Raw genomic sequence first — 19,567 nt, 5'->3', positions numbered from 1 at the left:
CCGCGGGCCCGGGTCGGCGTGCGTCCGGGTGCGATGAGCCCTACAGGATACCGCGCGCGGGGATCGCGGGACAGGCGGTTGCGGGAACGAGGGTGTTGCGTGCGACCCGGATGCCTCCGGTAATCTCGAGGATCATGGGGGACCACTACTTCAGCGCGCATCCCTCCGCCCCCGAGCAGCTCCGTCGCATCCGCGTGTCCCTCGCCGACCGCGACGTCGAGGTGACGACCGCGGGCGGGGTCTTCAGCCCGGATCACGTCGACAGCGGCACCCGCGTGCTGCTGTCGAACACCCCTGAGCCTCCCGCCGGCGGCGACTTCCTCGACCTCGGCGCCGGCTGGGGCCCGATCTCCCTGTCGCTGGCCATGCTCTCTCCGCGCGCTCGGATCTGGGCGGTCGACGTCAACGAGCGCGCGCTCGATCTCGTCCGTCGCAATGCCGATGAGCTCGGCCTCGACAATGTCAACGCCGTGCTGCCCGAGGATGTTCCCGACGGGATCTCGTTCCGCACGATCTGGTCGAACCCGCCCATCCGGGTCGGCAAGGCCGTGCTGCACGAGCTCATGGAGACGTGGCTCCCCCGACTCGCCGAGCGCAGCGATGCCTACCTCGTCGTGCAGCGCAACCTGGGCTCCGACTCCCTGCACCGCTGGCTCGACGCCGCTCTCGACGACCGCTTCAGCGTCCACCGCCACGCGACGGCCAAGGGCTTCCGCGTGCTCAAGGTGCGCCGACACGGCAGCCCGGCGACCGGAGCCGTCGAGATCGCCTAGCCGCGCTCAGGCGGCAGCGCGGCGCGCGCGGCCGTGACGACCGCCTCGCGGATGGCCGTGAGCAGCGGCGACCGCAGGTTCCACTGCTGCCAGTAGAGCGGGACGCGCAGCCGCGGCTCGCCCAGCTTCACGAGCAGTCCCGTCTCGATGCCCGGCTTCGCCTGCAGCGGAGGGAGCATCCCCCATCCGAAGCCCAGCCGCACGGCGGCGGCGTAGTCCTCGGATGCCGGGACGTAGTGGCGGGGCGGCCGCGACGGGTCGACGCCGCGCTCGCGCAGCCAGGCCGACTGCACGTCGTCGGCGCGGTCGAAGTCGATCAGCGGCGCGCCCGCGAGTGCGCTCGCCGTGACGCCGTCGGGGAGCCACCGAGCGACGTAGCCCGGCGTCGCGACGGCGTCGTAGATCGTGTCGCCCAGGGCGGTCACCGTGCACCCCGCGATCGGCTCGCGCTGCGACGTGACCGCGGCCATGACGGTTCCGGCCTCGAGCAGCGCGGCCGTGCGGTCCTCGTCCTCGCGGCGCAGCTCGAAGGCGACGTCGTGCGTGCGCGTCACCGGCTCCAGCCCCGGCAGCAGCCACGTCGCGAGCGAGTCGGCGTTCACCGCGATCGGCACGCTCATCCGTCCGGGCCCCTCGAGCCCGAGCGCGACGCTCGCATCGTGCGCAAGCAGCCCGTACTGCCGCGCGAGGCGCACGACGACCGCGCCCGCCTCCGTGGCGCGGGCGGGCTTGGAGCGGACGATGAGCACGCGCCCGAGCTGCGCCTCGAGCGACCGCAGCCGCTGGCTGACCGCCGACGGAGTGATCCGCAGCGCGCGAGCGGCGCCCTCGAGGCTCCCCTCATCGACGATCGCGGACACGGTGCCGGCGAGTTCGGGCGATATGTGCATAAGCAGAGCTTAACGAGCGTGAGAATCGTTAGATCCGCTTTCCGCTTCTCACGGCGGGCGCGTAGCGTCGAGAGCATGTTCAGCGCCCTGCTCGCCGGCTTCGGCCTCTGCCTCTCGCTCATCGTGGCACCCGGTGCGCAGAACGTCTTCCTCCTCAAGATGGGCATCCGCCGCCAGCACGCGGTCGCGCTCGCGGTGACCTGCTTCCTCAGCGACGTCGCGCTCGTCGCGGCGGGCGTCGCCGGATTCGGCGTGGTCGTGGAGCACCTGCCCTGGCTCTTCGACGCCGTCAAGTGGGCGGGCGTCGTGTTCCTCGCGGGATACGCTCTCGCGGCGGGGTGGCGCGCCCTCCGGCCGACGGGCGAGACGCTCGCGGTCGCCGAGGAGCCGGGCGTCGACCGCGAGCCGGAGTCCTCGGCGGGACCGCGCACGAGCACGGCGACGATCACCCGTCCGCGCACGGCGACCACGGCGCTCCTGCCGGCCGTCCTCGCGTGCCTCGCGATCACGTGGCTCAACCCGCACACGTATCTCGACACCGTGCTGCTGCTGGGCTCGATCTCCGCGAGCTACGGCGACGCCCGTTGGCTCTTCGGCCTCGGCGCAGTGCTGGGCAGCGCCGTCTGGTTCGCCTTCCTCACGGCGATGGCGCGCGTCGCGGCGCGCTGGCTGCGCTCTCCGCGCTCGTGGCGCATCCTCGACGGAGCGATCGCGGTGATCATGGCGGCGCTCGCGACGACGCTCGCCTTCGCCTGATCAGGCGAGCGCGACGGTCCCCGAGAACACGAGGGTCGCCGGTCCCGAGAGCGCGACGTGCTCGCCCTCCTCGGTCGGGAACATCCGCACCCCGAGCGTTCCGCCGGGCACGTCGACCCGCCAGAAGTCAGGGGCGTCGGCGCCCGCCCAGTCGCGGACCGCGAGGGCCGCGGCCGCCGTCCCCGTTCCGCAGGAGAGGGTCTCCCCCACGCCGCGCTCGAACACGCGCATGCGGATGCGTCCGATGCCGTCCTTCACGCCCTGCGGGACGACGAACTCGATGTTCGCTCCGTGGGGCGGCACCGGGTCGATGATCGGCTGCACCGTGAGATCCAGGCCGGCGAGCTCCTCCTCGGAGGCGAGCGCCACCACGACGTGGGGGTTGCCGACGTCGATCCCGAGGCCCGGCCGTGCGACGCTGAGGCCCCGCGCGCGCACGAGCGGGTCCCCCGGCTCGGCGCGCCATCGCCCGAGGTCGACCTGGAAGCCCGTCTCGCTGCGTGTGATGTCCTTGACGCCCGCGCGAGTGCCGATCGGCAGCGTCGCGCCCGCCAGCAGGTCGGCGAGGCCGGCGTCGAGCAGATAGCGCGCGAACACGCGCGTGCCGTTGCCGCACATCTCGGCCTTCGAGCCGTCGGCGTTGCGGTAGTCCATGAACCACTCGGCGGCCGGTTCCTCCGCGAGCGACGCGGCGCCTTCCGGGAGCGCCGCCGAGCGCACCACGCGCAGCAGGCCGTCCGCGCCGATGCCGAAGCGCCGGTCGCACAGCGCCGCGATCTGGTCGTCGGTGAGGTCCAGCTCGCCTTCCGGGTCGGCGACGATGACGAAGTCGTTGCCCGTGCCGTGTCCCTTGGTGAACTGGATCTCCGTCATCCCCCCAGTCTATGGCCGCGGGATGGCGGCGGCCGGGGCACGGGGACGTCGGGCGGGCTCAGCGCAGGGCGTCGACGAGCGGGACAGCGCCCGCTTCGAACCAGCGCACCTCGGGGTACCGCCGGAACCACGAGACCTGCCGTCGTGCGTAGCGGCGCGTGAGCGCCTGCGTCTCGGCGATCGCGTCCTCCTCGGAGAGGGCGCCGTCCAGCTGCGCGAGCGCCTGGGCGTAGCCGATCGCCCGCGGCGCGGTCGCCCCCTGCTCGAGCCCCTGTGTGCGGAGGTGCTCGACCTCCCCCACGAGACCCTCGTCCCACATCCGCTCGACGCGCCGGTCGAGACGCTCGACGAGGGCCGCCCGCTCGAGGTGGAGACCGAGGATCGTCGCCGGACGCCACAGCTCGGGCGCCTCCGGGAGAGCGGCGCCGTGCGTGGACGCGCCCTGCGCGAGGACCTCGAGGGCGCGCACGATGCGGCGGCCGTTGCGCGGGTCGACGCGGGCGGCGGTCTGCGGGTCCTCCTGCTGCAGACGCGCGTAGAGCGCGCCGGGCCCCGAGGTCTCGAGCTCGGCCTCGAGGCGCGCACGCAGAGCCGCGTCGCGCGGCGGGAAGCGGAAGTCGAAGAGCACGCTCGAGACGTAGAGCCCCGATCCGCCGACGAGGATCGCATCGTGCCCGCGGGCGAGCGCGGCGTCGATCGCCGCGCGCGCGTCGACCTGGTAGCGCGCGACGGCGGCCTCCTCTGTCACCTCCAGGACGTCGAGGAGGTGATGCGGGATGCCACGGCGCTCGGCCACGGGGACCTTGGCCGTGCCGATGTCCATGCCGCGGTAGAGCTGCATGGCGTCGGCGTTCACGATCTCGGCGTGCCGACCCTCCGCGGCGACCGCCTCGGCGATGTCGAGCGAGAGGTCGCTCTTGCCCGTTCCCGTCGCTCCGACGACGGCCCAGAGCCGCGGCGAATCCGCGAGCGTCACACGCCGACGCGGATGGTGGGCAGGCCGAGCCGCACGGCGCCCGAGGCGCTCGCGCCGGGTGCCGCGGGCACTGCGCACGACTCCGCCTGCGAGCGATCCCATGCGTCGCCCGCGCGCGTGCGCCGGATGCGCAGCGGCGCGCCGTCGGGGCTGTCCGCGAGGAGATGGAAGGGCGCGGCGTGCGTGATCTCGACGGTCACGACGTCGCCGGGGCGCGGGCGCTCCGAACCGTCCGGCAGCTCGAAGTGCACGAGCCGGTTGTCCTCCGCGCGGCCCGTGAGGCGGTGGGTCGCGGCGTCCTTCTTCCCCTCGCCGGTCGACACGAGCACCTCGACCGAACGGCCGAGCTGCTTGTGGTTCTCCTCGAGCGAGATGCGCTCCTGAAGGGCGATGAGGCGGTCGTAGCGCTCCTGCACGACCTCCTTCGGAACCTGGTTCGGCATGGTCGCCGCCGGCGTGCCCTCGCGGATCGAGTACTGGAACGTGAACGCGTTCGCGAACCGCGCCTGCTCGACGACGCGCAGCGTGTCCTCGAAGTCGGCGTCCGTCTCACCCGGGAAGCCGACGATGATGTCGGTCGAGATCGCGGCGTGCGGGATGCGCTCGCGGACACGATCGAGGATCCCGAGGAACTTGGCGCTGCGGTAGGACCGGCGCATCGCCTTGAGGATGCTGTCGCTGCCCGACTGCAGCGGCATGTGCAGCTGCGGCATGACCGCGGGGGTCTCGGCCATCGCCGCGATCACGTCGTCGGTGAAGGCCGCGGGGTGCGGGCTCGTGAAGCGGATGCGCTCGAGGCCCTCGATCTCGCCGGCGGCGCGGAGCAGCTTCCCGAATGCCTCGCGATCGCCGAACTCGACGCCGTAGGTGTTCACGTTCTGGCCGAGCAGGGTGACCTCGATCGCGCCATCGTCGACGAGCAGGCGGATCTCGCTGAGGATGTCGCCGGGCCGACGGTCCTTCTCCTTGCCGCGCAGGCTGGGCACGATGCAGAACGTGCAGGTGTTGTTGCACCCGACGGAGATCGAGACCCATCCCGAGTAGGTCGAGTCGCGCTTGGTCGGGAGAGTGGACGGGAACACCTCGAGGGACTCGAGGATCTCGACCTCGGCCTCGCCGTTGTGGCGCGACCGCTCGAGGAGCTCAGGCAGCGAGCCCATGTTGTGGGTTCCGAAGACGACGTCCACCCATGGCGCGCGCTCGAGAACGGCTTCCTTGTCCATCTGGGCGAGGCAGCCGCCGACGGCGATCTGCATGCCCGCGTGGGCGTCCTTGCGCGACTTGAGATGACCGAGCGTGCCGTAGAGCTTGCCCGACGCGTTCTCGCGGACCGCGCACGTGTTGATGACGACGAGATCGGCCTCCTCGCCGGGCGCCGCCTTGACGTAGCCGGCGCTCTCGAGCGAGCCGGAGAGGCGCTCGGAGTCGTGCACGTTCATCTGGCACCCGAAGGTGCGGACCTCGTACGAGCGAGCGCGTCCCTGTGCGTCGAAGGCTGCGGGCGAGGGCTCGATGAGCGTGGGGGCGCTGGATGGCGTAGTCATGACCAGGACATTCTACGTTCCGCTCCCCGCGGGCGCGCCGAGGGATCGCTCAGCGGAACCGCACGCTGTGACCGCCGCCGCGTGCCTCGTCGAGTGCGCGACGCGCCGCGGTCATCGCGAGCGAGCCGCCGAACCCGCGCCGCGCGAGCTGGCCGACGAGCCGCCGGAGGGCGGTGTCGTCGTCATAGCGCACGAGGCTCCGCGCCTTCCCGCGCGCGAACTCGAGCGCGCGCTCCTCGTCGTCGTCGGGCAGGTCGTCGAGCGCGGCGTCGATCACGTCGCGCGGGATGCCGCGGGACGACAGCGCCTGCGCGATCGCGCGGCGCCCCTGGTTCTTGCGCGTCGTGCCGGCGTGGACGAGCTGCTCCGCGAGGGCGGCGTCATCGAGTGCGCCGAGCCGCTCCAGCCGGTCGATGATCTCGTCGACCAGGCCCGCGTCGACCTCGTCCTTCCGCAGCCGCATGCGCGCCTCGCTCACGGAGAGCGAGCGCGACCGCAGCGCCTTCAGCAGCCGAGCCTCCGCAGCGTCGGCGACCTCCGATGGCCCCCGCTCGTCCTCGGAACCAGCGGGGTCGACGGCAGGCGCGAGCTCCACGAACCGCACGCCGTCGCGCACGGTCGTCGTGACGGCCGGGACGGGAGCGATGCGCCGCTCGCCGGCCCCGAGATCCCGCCAGGTCGTGTGCCAGCGTTCGCCGGACGCCTCGTCGGACGCTCGGGCGTCATCCGCGTCGTCGCCGCTCGTCGACGCGACGCCGCTCGGGATGGCATCGCCGGGGATGGCGCCGTCCGCCGCGTGCCGGCTCGCCCTCCCGGCCGGATGCGCCGACCTCGCGGGATCCGCGACGCCGGCCGCCCCGCGGTCGGCGTCATCGGATGGGCGCGTGCGGCGCGTGGGGTGAGAGGGTGCCACCGGCCCCGTCCCACCGAAGAGCGGGATCACGGGGGCGAGGTCGCCCTCGCCCCCGTCGGCCACGTCGCTCATGCGCGCCTCACGCCGTGCGGCGGACCGGCTCGACCGCCGCGGGCGCGGACTCTGCCGAGGCCGCGACGCCGCGCTGGCCGATGCCGAGCTTGTCCTTGATCTTGTTCTCGATCTCGAGTGCGATGTCGGTGTTCTGGATGAGGAAGTTGCGTGCGTTCTCCTTGCCCTGCCCGAGCTGGTCGCCGTCGTAGGTGTACCAGGAGCCGGACTTCTTCACGATCCCGTGCTCGACGCCGAAGTCGATGAGGCTGCCCTCGCGCGAGATGCCGACACCGTAGAGGATGTCGAACTCGGCCTGCTTGAACGGCGGAGCCATCTTGTTCTTGACGACCTTGACCCGCGTGCGGTTGCCGACCGCCTCGGCGCCGTCCTTGAGGGTCTCGATGCGGCGGATGTCCATGCGGACGGACGCGTAGAACTTGAGCGCCTTTCCACCCGCGGTGGTCTCGGGAGACCCGAAGAACACGCCGATCTTCTCGCGCAGCTGGTTGATGAAGATCGCCGTGGTCTTCGTCTGGTTCAGGCCGCCCGTGAGCTTGCGGAGCGCCTGCGACATGAGGCGGGCCTGGAGGCCGACGTGCGAGTCGCCCATCTCGCCCTCGATCTCGGCGCGCGGAACGAGCGCGGCGACCGAGTCGATGACGACGAGGTCGATCGCGCCCGACCGGATGAGCATGTCGGCGATCTCGAGCGCCTGCTCTCCGGTGTCGGGCTGCGACACGAGGAGCTGGTCGATGTCGACGCCGAGCTTCTGCGCGTACTCGGGGTCGAGCGCGTGCTCGGCGTCGATGAACGCGGCGATGCCGCCCGCGCGCTGCACGTTGGCGATCGCGTGGAGCGTGAGCGTCGTCTTTCCCGAGGACTCGGGGCCGTAGATCTCGATGATGCGGCCACGCGGGATCCCGCCCACGCCGAGCGCGACATCGAGCGCGATCGACCCCGTGGGGATGACTTCGACGGGCGCGCGCTCGTCGCTGCCCAGTCGCATGACCGAGCCCTTGCCGAACTGCTTGTCGATCTGTGCGAGGGCCGACTCGAGGGCCTTCTCGCGGTCTGCTGGTGCGGGCATTTCCTGTTCCTTCTCCACTCGTGAACCGCCGCCTGTAGGCTGTCGCGCTCCGACCGGATGGCCGAGGACTGCGACAAGGCGCGTGGCGCTGATGCCGACTCCCACGCTACGGAGGACCACCGACATCGCCGCCGGACCGCCGCATCTGTGGAGGGATATCGTCCCGGAACCACGTTGTGCACGAGACTACGCTCTCTTCGAACGCACCTTCGATGACACGCCGATGAACGCGATCCGAGAATCGAACGGCGGGCGCGGGCTCAGCGTCGCGGCTCGAGCCGGCCGGCTCCGTGCCGGCGTGCGGGAGGGACGTCCGTCTCGATGCACAGCGCCTCCCAGATGTCGCGCGGAGGCACGCCGGCCTCGAGCGCCTCCTGGGCGGTGCGCCCGATGCCCGTGAGCACCAGGTCGTGCACGAGCGAGGCCGCGCGACCGCCGAACTCGGCGTCGACGGCGCGCAGGAACTCGCTGCGGCGCATGCGCGGTCAGCGGAAGGACAGCTCGGGCTCGACCTCGGCGATGAGGTCGTCGGGCACGACGTCGGGGAACGCCTGCACGTCGAGTCCCTCGAGCACCGCGATGCGATCGCCCACCGTCCGGTAGATCGTGGAGATGGGCACGTCGAGCGCCTCGGCGACCGAGGCGAGGATCTCGCTCGAGGCCTCCTTCTGGCCCCGCTCGACCTCGCTCAGGTATCCGAGCGCGACGCTCGCCTTGCTCGCGACCTGACGGAGGGTCTGGCCCTTCTGCTGGCGGAAGCCGCGCAGAACGTCGCCGATCTCTTGACGAACCAGGATCATGACTATCCCCTCCTCACTCCACCATCCGACGGATGCATCAGAGTACAACACCGATGAGACCAATTTAATCCCGCTTGACACGGGGCGGGGCGCCGCTCACGCCGAGAATCCGCCCAGTGCCCGCCCTCAGATCTCTGCGACCGCGAGATCGAGGGCCGCGAGCACGGCGCTCGCCCGGATCTCCGCCCGGTCGCCGTCGAACAGGTGCGAGGCCACGACGACGCGCTCGGGCGTGGCGACCGCGACGTGCACGGTCCCGACCGGCTGCCCGTCCGGCGACGCCGGGCCGGCGATCCCCGTCGTCGACAACCCCACCATGGTGTCCTCGTCGGCCAGCGCGAGCGTGCGCCGCGCTCCGGCCGCCATCTCGCGCGCGACGTCCGGGTGCACGGCGCCGTGCTCCTCGAGGAGGGCCGCGTCGACGCCCAGCACGCTGTGCTTGATCGCGGTGTCGTAGGCCACCACGCCGCCGCGCATCCGCTGCGACGAACCGGGCACCTCGATGATCGCCGACGACAGCAGGCCGCCCGTGAGCGACTCCGCGGTCGCGATGCTCCAGTTGCGCGCCGACAGCCGGCGCAGGAGCTCGTTCGCGACCGCGAACGTCTCGCGCTTCACGTCACTCACCGGTGTCCGCCCGCGCTCCGCGGATCTGCGCGAGCACGTAGTCGACGCCGCTCGCCACGGTGAGCACGACGACGATCCACATGAGGATGAGGGTGATGACCGCGAACGCCGGCTCGCCGATGAGAAGCCAGAACGGCAGGAGCGCCCACCCGAGCGCCACGCCCTGGAACGCGGTCTTGACCTTGCCCATCCAGGCGGCGGCCACGACGTGCTGCCGGACGACCACGAAGCGGTGGATCGTGATCCCCCACTCCCGGACGAGGATGACGACGACCATCCACCAGGCCATCTCGCCGAGGATCGCGAGCCCGACGAAGGCCGCGCCCGTGAGCAGCTTGTCGGCGATCGGATCCCAGAGCTTGCCGAAGTCGCTCACGATGTCGTAGCGGCGCGCGAGGTAGCCGTCGACCCAGTCGGTCGAGATCGCGATGATGAAGAGAATGGCCGCGGTCCACCGCAGGGGAAGGCTTCCCTCGCCGAGATGCCCCCCGATGAGCAGGAGCACGAAGAACACGATCGCGAGCGGGATGCGCACGACCGTGATCGCGTTGGGGAGCTGGCGGGGGATGCTCATGGCCTCAGTCTGTCAGGCGCGGGCGTCAGTAGCGCGGCTCGTCGCGCCCGGTCAGACCCCAGGCGTCCTCGGACTCGCTCTCGTCGACGACCTCGCGGCCGGCGAACTGCGCCTCGATGGGGTCGTCGGCATAGCGGTCGTCGGCGTCGGGCACCGAGGGCGCCTCGGGCGAGGGAGCCGCCGGAGCGGCAGCGGGCGGCTCCTCGCCTCGCAGCTTCGCGAGCACGCCGGGCAGCTGCTCGGGCGTGACGAGCACGTCGCGGGCCTTCGAGCCCTCGGACGGTCCGACGATCTCTCGCGACTCGAGCAGGTCCATGAGGCGGCCGGCCTTCGCGAAGCCCACGCGCAGCTTGCGCTGGAGCATCGACGTCGAGCCGAACTGGCTCGTGACGATGAGCTCGGCCGCGGCGAGGAGCAGCTCGAGGTCGTCTCCGATGTCCTCGTCGACCTCCTTCTTCTTCGGCTCGAGCGCCTCCGCGACATCCGCGCGGTACTCGGGCCGCGCCTGCCCCGTGACGTGCGCGACGACCTTCTCGATCTCCTCCTCGGTCACCCACGCGCCCTGCACACGGAGCGCCTTCGACGACCCCATGGGCGAGAACAGCGCGTCGCCCTGCCCGATGAGCTTGTCGGCGCCCGGCTGGTCGAGGATGACGCGGCTGTCGGTGACGCTCGTCACGGCGAACGCGAGGCGCGAGGGCACATTGGCCTTGATGAGGCCGGTGACGACGTCGACCGACGGCCGCTGCGTGGCGAGGACGAGATGGATGCCGGACGCGCGTGCGAGCTGCGTGATGCGGACGATCGAGTCCTCGACGTCGCGGGGAGCCACCATCATCAGGTCGGCGAGCTCGTCGACGACGACGAGGAGGTAGGGGTACGGCTTCAGCACGCGCTCGCTGCCGGCCGGCACGTCGACCTCGCCCGCGACGACCGCGCGGTTGAAGTCGTCGATGTGGCGGAATCCGAACGACGCGAGGTCGTCGTACCGCATGTCCATCTCCTTCACGACCCACTGGAGAGCCTCTGCGGCCTTCTTCGCGTTCGTGATGATCGGGGTGATGAGGTGCGGCACGCCCGCGTAGTTCGTGAGCTCGACCCGCTTCGGGTCGATCAGCACCATGCGCACCTCGCTCGGCTTGGCGCGCATGAGGAGGCTCGTGATCATCGAGTTCACGAAGCTCGATTTTCCGGAGCCCGTCGAACCCGCGACCAGGAGGTGGGGCATCTTCGCGAGGTTCGCCACGACGAAGCCGCCGCCGACGTCCTTGCCGACCCCGATCGTGAGCGGATGCGTCGACTTCTGGGCCGCGGCGGAGCGGAGCACGTCGCCGAGCGCAACCGTCTCGCGGTCGGCGTTCGGGATCTCCACGCCGATCGCGCTCTTGCCCGGGATCGGGGCGAGGATGCGCACGTCGTTCGACGCGACGGCATAGGCGATGTTGTTCGAGAGCTGGGTGATCTTCTCGACCTTGACGCCGGGCCCGAGCTCGATCTCGTACTGCGTCACGGTCGGGCCACGCGAGAACCCGGTGACCTGCGCATCGACCTTGAACTGCTCGAAGACGCTCGTGATCTGGGCGACCACGCGGTCGTTGGCCTCGGAGCGCGCGACGGCCGGAGGGCCCGACGCGAGTGCGGTCGGCGACGGCAGAACGTACGGCTGGGAGGGCGGCTGCGGCCCGCGGCCGCCGGGGCCGTCGGTCCCGAAGCCGGTGAATCCCGGCAGGTCGTCGGTCTCGTCGTCGAGGTCGTCTCCGTCGCCCACGAGGCCCGTGCGCCGCTCGGCGCCGTCGCCGCGCAGCCCGGCGAGCACCGAGGAGGTGAGCACCTCCGTCACCGCGTCGTCCGGGTCGTCCGTGCGGCTGTCGTCGGCCGCCGGCGCCGACGTCACGATCGCCTGGTCGTAGCCGCGATCGGTCTGGTCGGTGAGCAGCTCGGTGAGGTCCTGCGGCTCCGAGACGACCTCGGGGTCCTCCTCGCGGCCGGACTTGTTCCGCCGCCACCACGGCACGCCCGCGTCCTTGCCCTCGTCGGCCTCGTCGCCCTCGAGCACCTTCGTCGGGGCCGTCGCGCCCTTGGCGGGCTTCTCGCGGCTCTCCGGCGCGGTGCGCTCGGCGTCGAACATCCACAGGTACAGGTCGCCGAGCCGCTGGCCGATGCGGTTCGGCGGCGTCTTGGTGAGGATGAGCACGCTGAGCACGGCGAGCAGGGACAGCACGACGTATGCGCCGACGTCCGTGATGAGGTAGGCCATGGCCTCGGCGACGAGCCACCCGAAGACGCCGCCCGCCTCGCTCAGGGCGAGCACGCCCTCGACCGGCTTGGGGCGCCCGCCTGCCACGTGCAGGAAGCCCGCGATCGTCACGGTGAGCATGCCGAAGCCGATCCCCACGCGCCCGTTGTCGTTCACCGAGGACGGATGGCGGAAGAACCAGCCGGCCAGCAGGAGCAGGAGGATCGGGAAGATGAAGGCCGCGCGGCCGATCAGCAGGCCGAACGAGTAGGCGCTGATCTGAACGGCGATCTCGTTGCCGATGAAGAACCACTCGTTGACGGCTCCCGCGATCGCGAGCAGCACGAGCAGGAGCGGGAAGCCGTCGCGGCGCTGGTCCTTCTCGAGGACCTCGGGCCCGAACGCGCGGAAGAGGCCGCCCACCGCGCGAGCGAGGCCGTTCCATCCCCGGACGAGCAGGGGCTGCCGCTCGGCCTCGTCGACATAGCGCTTGGGAGCCGGATCGGCCTTCTTGCGCGGGCGCGGAGCGGCCACGGCCTCATCCTTCGAGGCCCCGCGGGTGCTTCTGGTTCCCGGGCTCTTCGACGCGGCGGACGTACGTGGCATTGCTCCACGGTACGTCGCCGGGCCGACATCCGGCCGGAACGACGCGGATCGGCGCGGAATCCCGCGCCGATCCGGCGTCCACGACGGCGCTCGCGCCCTCAGGCCTCGATGACGAGCGGCACGATCATCGGCCGGCGGCGCAGCGACTGGTTCACCCAGCGGCCGATCGTCCGACGCACCGTCTGCGAGAGCGCGTGGTTGTCGCGCACGCCCTTCTGGGCGGCCTCCTCGAGGGCCGCGACGATCTTCGGCTTGACCTTGTCGAAGACCCGATCCTCCTCCGCGATGCCTCGCGCGTGGATCTCGGGGCCCGTGATGATCCTGCCGGTCTGCGAGTCGACCACGACGATGACCGACACGAAGCCCTCCTCGCCGAGCGTCCGGCGGTCCTTGAGGTCGGCATCCGTGATGGCGCCCACGCTCGAGCCGTCCACGTAGACGAAGCCCAGGTCGAGCTGGCCCACGACGCGCGCCTCGCCGTCCTTGAGGTCGACGACCGTGCCGTTCGAGCCGATGATGGTGCGCTCGGCGTCGATGCCCGTGTCCTGCGCGAGCCGGGCGTTCGCCATCAGGTGCCGGTACTCGCCGTGGACGGGCAGCACGTTGCGCGGCTTGAGGATGTTGTAGCAGTAGATGAGCTCGCCGGCCGCGGCATGGCCCGACACGTGCACCTTCGCGTTGGCCTTGTGCACGACGTTGGCGCCGAGCTTCGTGAGCCCGTCGATGACGCGGTAGACGGCGTTCTCGTTGCCCGGGATGAGGCTCGAGGCGAGGATGACCGTGTCGCCCTCCCCCGGCTCGATCTCGTGGTCGAGGTTCGCCATGCGGCTCAGCACGGCCATCGGCTCGCCCTGCGACCCCGTCGACATGTAGACGATCTGGTGGTCGGGCACATCGCGTGCCTTCTTGTAGTCGATGAGCACGCCGTCGGGCACGTTGAGATATCCCAGGTCGGCGGCGATCGTCATGTTGCGCACCATGCTGCGGCCGAGCAGCGCGACGCGCCGCCCGTTCGCGGCCGCGGCGTCGAGCACCTGCTGCACGCGGTGCACGTGGCTCGAGAAGCTCGCGACGATGACGCGCCCCGGCGTCTTCGAGATGACCTGGTCGAGCACGGGCCCGATCGACCGCTCGGTCGGCGTGAAGCCGGGCACGTCGGCATTGGTCGAGTCGGGCAGGAAGAGATCGACGCCCTCCTCGCCGAGCCGCGCGAAGGCGCGCAGATCGGTGATGCGGCCGTCGAGCGGCAGCTGGTCCATCTTGAAGTCGCCCGTGTGGAGCACGAGGCCGGCGTCCGTGCGCACGGCGACCGCGAGCGCGTCCGGGATCGAGTGGTTCACCGCGACGAACTCGAGCTCGAACGGCCCGGCCTCCCACGTCTCGCCCTCCTTCACGACGTGCGCGACGGGGGTGATCCGATGCTCCTTGAGCTTCGCGGCGGTGAGCGCGAGCGTGAGCGCGGAGCCGATGATCGGGATGTCGGGGCGCTGCTTGAGGAGGTACGGGACGGCGCCGATGTGGTCCTCGTGCCCGTGGGTGAGCACCACGCCCACGACGTCGTCGAGACGTCCGCGCAGCGGCTCCATGTCGGGCAGGATCAGGTCGACGCCCGGCTGGTGCTCCTCGGGGAAGAGCACGCCGCAGTCGATGATGAGGATCTCGCCGTCGATCTCGTACGTGGTCATGTTGCGGCCGACCTCGCCGAGACCGCCCAGGGGCGTCACCCGAAGGGTCCCCGGGGTGAGATCTGCGGGCTCGAGAACCTGTGTGGACATCGTCCGCCTTCCGGGATGCCCTGCGGCATCCGGTTCGTCGTATTCGGTGTTGTCGCGACGACCGGTGCCGCCGCGGGAGATCAGCGGGTGGTGCCGGGCACCTTCGGCAGCGCGCCGCCCGCGGCCGCGTTGCGGTCGGGGCGGAAGTTCGAGAAGTCGACCCCGTCGACGTCCTTGACGAGCGCGAGCTCGTCCTCGATGAGCGCGGCTTCCCATTCCTCGGGACCGACGAGCGGCAGGCGCACGCGCGGGCTCGAGATCCGGCCGAGGCCGTGCAGCACGTACTTCGTCGCGACCGTGCCGGGCACGTGCGTCATGAGCGCGCGCACGAGCGGCTCGAGGCGCTTGTGCTGGTCGGTCGCCGTGGCGAGGTCGCCGCGGTTGACCGCGTCGACGATCGTGCGGTACGGGCCCGAGGCCACGTTGGCGGTCACGCCGATGAGGCCCGTGGCGCCGATCGCGAGCTCGGGGAGCACGTTGGCGTCGTCACCCGAGAAGTACATGAGGTCGGTCTGGTTGAGCACGCGGCTCACCTCGCTGAGGTCGCCCTTGGCGTCCTTGACCGCGAGGATGTTCGGGTGCTTCGCGAGGCGCAGGATCGTCTCGTAGCGGATCGGGATGCCCGTGCGCCCGGGGATGTCGTAGAGGATCACCGGGAGGTCGGTCGAGTCGGCGATGAGCCGGAAGTGCGTGAGGACACCCGCCTGCGTCGGCTTGTTGTAGTACGGCGTGACGATCATGATGCCGTCGGCGCCCGCCTTCTCGCTCTTCTGGTAGAGGTCGATCGCGTGCGCGGTCTCGTTCGAGCCGCCGCCCGTGATGATCTTCGCGCGCCCGGCCGAGACGTCCTTGCCGACCTCGACGAGGCGCAGCTTCTCGGCGTCGGTCAGGGTCGAGGTCTCCCCCGTCGTGCCCGTGACGACGATCCCGTCGGCGCCCTGGGCGATGCACGCGTCGATGTGCTTCTCGACGCCGGGCCAGTCCACTTCGCCGTCCGCCGTCATCGGCGTGACGAGCGCGACGAGAACCTGTCCGAAGGGATTGCCCGTGTGCGTCATGGCATCAAGGCTATCGCCTCGACGACGGCGCCGCCTTCGTCGTGGCCCTCAGCACGAGGCGCGCGGGGCTCACGAGGTGCCGCGGCGCGAAGTCCGCGCGCGCCATCCGCGCCTCGAGCGTCTCGACCGCCTGCTCGACGATCCAGCGGGAGCCGGGATCGACCGTCGACAGCCCGCCGGCGACATGGCGGCTGATCCCGACGTCGTCGAACCCGATCACCTGCACGTCCCCCGGCACCGCGACGCCCGCGTCGGCGAGCCCCGCGAGCACGCCGAAGGCGATCTGGTCGGTGACCGCGAAGACGGCGTCGACGCCGAGGCCGTCCCGCACCGCGCGCGCGATGGCGTCACGCGCGCCGTCGACGGCCGGCTCGCGCACCTCCAAGACGAGCTCGGGATCCGCGGCGAGCCCCGCGTCGGCGTGCGCCGCGCGCCATCCGTCCGTACGCTGGCTCGACATCGTCACGCCGCGCGACGCGCGCGCGCCGCCGACGATCGCGACGCGCCGCGCGCCGCTCCCGATGAGGTGGGCGACCGCCATCCGCGCGCCCTCGGCGTTCGCCATGGTGACGTGGTCGAAGCGCTCGGGCACCTGCTGCTCGCCGAGCATGACGATGGGCGTGGGGATGGCGATGCGGTCGAGGTCGGGCGCGCCGAGACCCACAGGGCTCAGGATCACGCCGTCGTACATGCGCAGGCGCGCGAGCGACAGCGCGGACAGCTCGCCCTCGACGCTCGCACCGCTCTGCTCGACGACGAGGTGGCGCCCCCGAAGGGCGAACGCCTCTGCGAACGCGGCCGCGAGGTCGCCGAAGTACGCGTGGTCGAAGCGCGGCACGATGAGCGCGACCGTGTCGGTGCGTCCCGCGCGCAGGCGCCGCGCCGTGAGGTCGATCTCGTACCCGATCTCCCGCACCTTCTCGAGCACCCGCAGCCGCGTCTCGGCGCTCACCCGCCCGCGGTCGTTGAGCACGTTCGACACCGTCATGACCGACACCCCGGCCGCGCGCGCCACGTCGCTCATCGTCGCCATGGCCGCCTCCTTCGCGCTCGCGCCGCTCGGATCGACCCTATGCGAATCCGCTCTTCCCCCGGAGCCCGACGGAATGTATCGTTACATCACTTCTCTCACCCGGAAAGGCTCCCATGTCCTCCACCCGCGTCGTCATCGACCTCGACCTCCCCGGCCCCACGATCAGCCGCCACCTCTACGGGCACTTCGCCGAGCACCTGGGGCGGTGCATCTACGGCGGCTTCTTCGTCGGCGAGGACTCCGACATCCCGAACGAGGGCGGCATCCGCCTCGACGTCGTCGAGGCGCTCCGCGAGCTCGCGATCCCGAACCTGCGCTGGCCGGGCGGCTGCTTCGCCGACGACTACCACTGGCGCGACGGCATCGGCCCGCGCGAGAGCCGCCCGCGCATGGTCAACTCCCACTGGGGCGACGTCGTCGAGGACAACTCGTTCGGAACGCACGAGTTCATGCAGCTCTGCGAGATGCTCGGCGCCGACGCCTACGTGAACGGCAACGTCGGCTCGGGCACCGTGCGCGAGATGAGCGAGTGGATCGAGTACCTCACACGGGCCGATGACTCCCCCATGGCCGCGCTGCGCCGCGAGAACGGCCGCGACGAGCCCTGGAAGGTGCCGTTCTTCGGCATCGGCAACGAGGCCTGGGGCTGCGGCGGCAACATGCGCGCCGAGGCGTACGCGGACCTCGCCCGCCAGTACGCGACGTACGTGCGCGACCACGGCGGCAACACGGTGTACCGGATCGCGGCGGGCGCGAACGCCGACGACCTCGAGTGGACCGAGACCCTCATGAAGGCGCTCGGATGCCTCGGCTGCGACGGCCAGGGATCCTCGCCCTATCAGGCGGTCTCGCTGCACTACTACACGATGTCGGGCTCGTGGCAGAGCAAGGGCTCGGCGACCGAGTTCGACGAGGACGAGTGGTACCTCGCGCTCTCCCGCGCCTTCCACATCGAGCAGCTCCTCACGCGGCACAGCACCGTGATGGACCGGCACGATCCGCGCCGCCGCGTGGGCCTCGTCCTCGACGAGTGGGGCACGTGGTGGGATGTCGAGCCCGGCACGAACCCCGGGTTCCTCTACCAGCAGAACACCCTGCGCGACGCGCTCGTCGCGAGCGTGCACTTCGACGCGTTCCACCGCCACGCCGACCGCCTGGTCATGGCGAACATCGCGCAGACCGTCAACGTGCTTCAGGCGATGCTCCTCACCGACCCCGAGACCGGAGCGCTCGTGAAGACCCCCACGTTCCACGTGTTCGCGATGAACGTCGGCCACCACGACGCGCAGGCGCTCGAGGCGCATGTCGTCGACGGCGAGACCCGCGCGGTCGACGGGCGCGACCTGCCGATGATCTCGGCGTCGGCGTCCACCAAAGACGGCGCGGCGCTCGTGTCCCTGTCGAACCTCGACGCCGACCAGCCGCGCACGGTCGTCCTCGACCTGCGCGGCAGGTCGGTCGAGGGCTGGTCGGCCCGCCTGCTCACGGCCGACAGCACGGCCGCGCACAACGTGCCCGGTCAGCCGGAGAACGTCGCGCCGGTCGACTTCGACGGCGTCCGCACGCACGCGCGCGGCCTCGAGGTCGAGCTCCCGCCGCACTCGTACGCCACGGTCAGCCTCCGGCTGGGCGCGTGAGCCGAGCCGCTGGGCCCCCGCAGCGGGGGCTCAGCGGCGCCGGTACACGACGAAGCGGTAGCGGGTGCCCGTCCGGCTCGTGAGCCACTCCGCGGGGCCCTCGGGCTCCGACCGGACGACCCGCCACTCGTCGCCGATCTCGGGCGCGTAGGCGTCGCCATCCGCGTCGACGTCGACCTCGGTGACCCACAGCTCGTCGACGACGTCCATGGCCTGCGCGTAGATCTGCGCGCCGCCGATCACCCAGACCTCGTCGTCGATCCGCCCCGCGGCCTCGAGGGCGTCCTCGAGCGAGTGCACGACCTGCGCGCCCTCCGCCGCGAAGCCCTCGTCGCGCGTGACGACGATGTTGGGACGGTCGGGAAGCGGGCGGAAGCGCTCGGGGAACGACAGCCACGTCTTCCGCCCCATCACGACCGGCGTTCCCGTCGTGGCGCGCTTGAAGAAGGCCATGTCCTCGGGCAGCTGCCACAGCATGCCCCCGTCGGACCCGATCGCGCGCGTGCGCGACTGCGCCCAGATCGAGCGGATGGTCACGGCTCAGACCGCCACGGCCGCGCGGATCGCGGGATGGTGGCGGTACTCCTCCACGACGAAGTCGTCGTACGCGTAGTCGAACAGCGACTCCGGCTTCCGGGCGAATCGCAGCCAGGGGTACGGGTAAGGCTCGCGCGAGAGCTGCTCGACGACCTGCTCCCGATGGTTGTCGTAGATGTGGCAGTCGCCGCCGGTCCACACGAAGTCGCCCGGCTCGAGACCGGTCTGCTGGGCGACCATGAGCGTGAGGAGCGCGTACGACGCGATGTTGAAGGGCACGCCGAGGAAGAGGTCGGCGCTGCGCTGGTAGAGCTGGCAGCTGAGGCGGCCGTCCGCGACGTAGAACTGGAAGAGGGCGTGGCACGGCGGCAGCGCCATGTCGTCGACCTCGGCCGGGTTCCACGCCGTCACGATGTGCCGACGGCTGTCGGGGTTCGCCTTCAGCTGCGCGACGACCTTCGCGATCTGGTCGATGCTCTCGCCGCTCGGGGTCGGCCACGAGCGCCACTGCACGCCGTAGACCGGCCCGAGCTCGCCGTCCTCATCAGCCCACTCGTCCCAGATCGACACGCCGTGCTCCTGGAGCCAGCGCACGTTCGAGTCGCCGCGCAGGAACCACAGCAGCTCGAAGGCGACCGACTTGAAGTGCACGCGCTTCGTCGTGATGAGCGGGAAGCCCGCGCTGAGGTCGTATCGGATCTGCCGCCCGAACACGCTCGTCGTCCCGGTGCCCGTGCGGTCGTCCTTGTGCGTGCCGTTCGCGAGCACGTCGCGAAGGAGATCCTCGTACGGGGTGGGGATGGCGCCGCTCATGACGT

The 19,567-nt window shown here is 71.3% G+C and carries 19 protein-coding genes; 3 read left to right on the top strand and 16 right to left on the bottom strand.

Translation table 11 applies throughout. The features are described 5' to 3' along the window. The first annotated feature begins 134 nt into the window (after positions 1–134). Positions 135–773 (top strand): class I SAM-dependent methyltransferase, encoded by a 639-nt coding sequence (locus M1D56_RS05250; RefSeq protein ID WP_271174253.1) that lies wholly within the window; start codon positions 135–137, stop codon positions 771–773. On the opposite strand, the gene M1D56_RS05245 is transcribed toward M1D56_RS05250, so the two are convergent. Continuing rightward, positions 770–1,663, bottom strand: a complete 894-nt coding sequence (locus M1D56_RS05245) for a LysR family transcriptional regulator ArgP (protein ID WP_456284890.1) — start codon at positions 1,661–1,663, stop codon at positions 770–772. The genes M1D56_RS05250 and M1D56_RS05245 overlap by 4 nt on opposite strands. 75 nt (positions 1,664–1,738) lie before the next feature. Here M1D56_RS05245 and M1D56_RS05240 point away from each other — a divergent pair, with 75 nt between their 5' ends. Further along, positions 1,739–2,419, top strand: a complete 681-nt coding sequence (locus M1D56_RS05240; RefSeq protein ID WP_456284889.1) for a LysE/ArgO family amino acid transporter — start codon at positions 1,739–1,741, stop codon at positions 2,417–2,419. Here M1D56_RS05240 and dapF read toward each other — a convergent pair whose 3' ends face one another. The 13 genes from dapF to M1D56_RS05175 form a co-directional block, all read right to left on the bottom strand. After that, on the bottom strand, positions 2,420–3,292 hold the full coding sequence (dapF, locus tag M1D56_RS05235) for a diaminopimelate epimerase (RefSeq protein ID WP_456284887.1): 873 nt from the start codon (positions 3,290–3,292) through the stop codon (positions 2,420–2,422). A gap of 58 nt (positions 3,293–3,350) precedes the next feature. Further along, positions 3,351–4,268: a tRNA (adenosine(37)-N6)-dimethylallyltransferase MiaA gene (gene miaA, locus M1D56_RS05230; RefSeq protein ID WP_271174249.1), complete on the bottom strand. Its 918-nt coding sequence runs from the start codon at positions 4,266–4,268 to the stop codon at positions 3,351–3,353. After that, a complete protein-coding gene (gene miaB, locus M1D56_RS05225) occupies positions 4,265–5,812 on the bottom strand; it encodes a tRNA (N6-isopentenyl adenosine(37)-C2)-methylthiotransferase MiaB (protein ID WP_282980012.1) in 1,548 nt (515 codons plus the stop codon). Before miaB ends, miaA begins: the two co-directional genes overlap by 4 nt. 49 nt (positions 5,813–5,861) lie before the next feature. Next, complete coding sequence (locus M1D56_RS05220; protein ID WP_456284886.1) at positions 5,862–6,797, bottom strand: regulatory protein RecX; 936 nt, start codon at positions 6,795–6,797, stop codon at positions 5,862–5,864. Between the two features lie 7 nt (positions 6,798–6,804). Continuing rightward, complete coding sequence (gene recA / locus M1D56_RS05215; protein ID WP_271174246.1) at positions 6,805–7,866, bottom strand: recombinase RecA; 1,062 nt, start codon at positions 7,864–7,866, stop codon at positions 6,805–6,807. Between the two features lie 260 nt (positions 7,867–8,126). Beyond that, positions 8,127–8,345, bottom strand: coding sequence for a DUF3046 domain-containing protein (locus M1D56_RS05210; RefSeq protein WP_324011949.1), 219 nt, complete (start codon positions 8,343–8,345; stop codon positions 8,127–8,129). Between the two features lie 6 nt (positions 8,346–8,351). Further along, positions 8,352–8,666 carry a helix-turn-helix domain-containing protein gene (locus tag M1D56_RS05205; RefSeq protein WP_271174244.1) on the bottom strand — a complete coding sequence of 105 codons (315 nt, stop codon included), beginning with the start codon at positions 8,664–8,666 and terminating at the stop codon, positions 8,352–8,354. A 126-nt stretch (positions 8,667–8,792) separates the two neighbouring features. Then, positions 8,793–9,293, bottom strand: coding sequence for a CinA family protein (locus tag M1D56_RS05200; protein WP_309299976.1), 501 nt, complete (start codon positions 9,291–9,293; stop codon positions 8,793–8,795). After that, a complete protein-coding gene (pgsA, locus tag M1D56_RS05195) occupies positions 9,286–9,867 on the bottom strand; it encodes a CDP-diacylglycerol--glycerol-3-phosphate 3-phosphatidyltransferase (RefSeq protein ID WP_456284885.1) in 582 nt (193 codons plus the stop codon). Before pgsA ends, M1D56_RS05200 begins: the two co-directional genes overlap by 8 nt. A gap of 25 nt (positions 9,868–9,892) precedes the next feature. Further along, entirely contained in the window at positions 9,893–12,709 is a 2,817-nt protein-coding gene (locus M1D56_RS05190; protein ID WP_456284884.1) for a DNA translocase FtsK, read from the bottom strand. A 98-nt stretch (positions 12,710–12,807) separates the two neighbouring features. Continuing rightward, positions 12,808–14,484, bottom strand: coding sequence for a ribonuclease J (locus tag M1D56_RS05185; RefSeq protein ID WP_271174241.1), 1,677 nt, complete (start codon positions 14,482–14,484; stop codon positions 12,808–12,810). An 80-nt stretch (positions 14,485–14,564) separates the two neighbouring features. Next, the gene (gene dapA, locus M1D56_RS05180; protein ID WP_282980002.1) at positions 14,565–15,542 is read right to left on the bottom strand and encodes a 4-hydroxy-tetrahydrodipicolinate synthase; all 978 of its coding nucleotides are present in this window, start codon (positions 15,540–15,542) and stop codon (positions 14,565–14,567) included. 10 nt (positions 15,543–15,552) lie between these two features. Beyond that, positions 15,553–16,575 carry a LacI family DNA-binding transcriptional regulator gene (locus M1D56_RS05175; RefSeq protein ID WP_271174239.1) on the bottom strand — a complete coding sequence of 341 codons (1,023 nt, stop codon included), beginning with the start codon at positions 16,573–16,575 and terminating at the stop codon, positions 15,553–15,555. Between the two features lie 113 nt (positions 16,576–16,688). Here M1D56_RS05175 and M1D56_RS05170 point away from each other — a divergent pair, with 113 nt between their 5' ends. Further along, the gene (locus M1D56_RS05170; RefSeq protein WP_456284883.1) at positions 16,689–18,212 is read left to right on the top strand and encodes an alpha-N-arabinofuranosidase; all 1,524 of its coding nucleotides are present in this window, start codon (positions 16,689–16,691) and stop codon (positions 18,210–18,212) included. 30 nt (positions 18,213–18,242) lie between these two features. Here the strand turns inward: M1D56_RS05170 and M1D56_RS05165 are convergent, their stop codons facing one another. Both M1D56_RS05165 and M1D56_RS05160 read right to left on the bottom strand, forming a co-directional pair. Further along, a complete protein-coding gene (locus tag M1D56_RS05165) occupies positions 18,243–18,749 on the bottom strand; it encodes a dihydrofolate reductase (RefSeq protein ID WP_456284882.1) in 507 nt (168 codons plus the stop codon). Between the two features lie 3 nt (positions 18,750–18,752). Beyond that, positions 18,753–19,562, bottom strand: a complete 810-nt coding sequence (locus tag M1D56_RS05160; protein WP_456284881.1) for a thymidylate synthase — start codon at positions 19,560–19,562, stop codon at positions 18,753–18,755. Between the last annotated feature and the right edge of the window lie 5 nt (positions 19,563–19,567).

It is taken from the genome of Microbacterium sp. JZ101 (genome assembly GCF_053903175.1).
This window is presented reverse-complemented; position numbering and strand designations above follow the sequence as displayed.

Bases quoted from the DNA above. Each gene is read 5' to 3' on its own strand.
- M1D56_RS05190 (WP_456284884.1), bottom strand. From the start codon at position 12,709: ATGCCACGTACGTCCGCCGCGTCGAAGAGCCCGGGAACCAGAAGCACC.
- M1D56_RS05170 (WP_456284883.1), top strand. From the start codon at position 16,689: ATGTCCTCCACCCGCGTCGTCATCGACCTCGACCTCCCCGGCCCCACG.
- M1D56_RS05220 (WP_456284886.1), bottom strand. From the start codon at position 6,797: ATGAGCGACGTGGCCGACGGGGGCGAGGGCGACCTCGCCCCCGTGATC.
- M1D56_RS05250 (WP_271174253.1), top strand. From the start codon at position 135: ATGGGGGACCACTACTTCAGCGCGCATCCCTCCGCCCCCGAGCAGCTC.
- pgsA (WP_456284885.1), bottom strand. From the start codon at position 9,867: ATGAGCATCCCCCGCCAGCTCCCCAACGCGATCACGGTCGTGCGCATC.
- dapA (WP_282980002.1), bottom strand. From the start codon at position 15,542: ATGACGCACACGGGCAATCCCTTCGGACAGGTTCTCGTCGCGCTCGTC.
- recA (WP_271174246.1), bottom strand. From the start codon at position 7,866: ATGCCCGCACCAGCAGACCGCGAGAAGGCCCTCGAGTCGGCCCTCGCA.
- M1D56_RS05240 (WP_456284889.1), top strand. From the start codon at position 1,739: ATGTTCAGCGCCCTGCTCGCCGGCTTCGGCCTCTGCCTCTCGCTCATC.
- M1D56_RS05185 (WP_271174241.1), bottom strand. From the start codon at position 14,484: ATGTCCACACAGGTTCTCGAGCCCGCAGATCTCACCCCGGGGACCCTT.
- dapF (WP_456284887.1), bottom strand. From the start codon at position 3,292: ATGACGGAGATCCAGTTCACCAAGGGACACGGCACGGGCAACGACTTC.
- M1D56_RS05205 (WP_271174244.1), bottom strand. From the start codon at position 8,666: ATGATCCTGGTTCGTCAAGAGATCGGCGACGTTCTGCGCGGCTTCCGC.
- M1D56_RS05245 (WP_456284890.1), bottom strand. From the start codon at position 1,663: ATGCACATATCGCCCGAACTCGCCGGCACCGTGTCCGCGATCGTCGAT.
- M1D56_RS05175 (WP_271174239.1), bottom strand. From the start codon at position 16,575: ATGGCGACGATGAGCGACGTGGCGCGCGCGGCCGGGGTGTCGGTCATG.
- M1D56_RS05210 (WP_324011949.1), bottom strand. From the start codon at position 8,345: ATGCGCCGCAGCGAGTTCCTGCGCGCCGTCGACGCCGAGTTCGGCGGT.
- miaB (WP_282980012.1), bottom strand. From the start codon at position 5,812: ATGACTACGCCATCCAGCGCCCCCACGCTCATCGAGCCCTCGCCCGCA.
- M1D56_RS05160 (WP_456284881.1), bottom strand. From the start codon at position 19,562: ATGAGCGGCGCCATCCCCACCCCGTACGAGGATCTCCTTCGCGACGTG.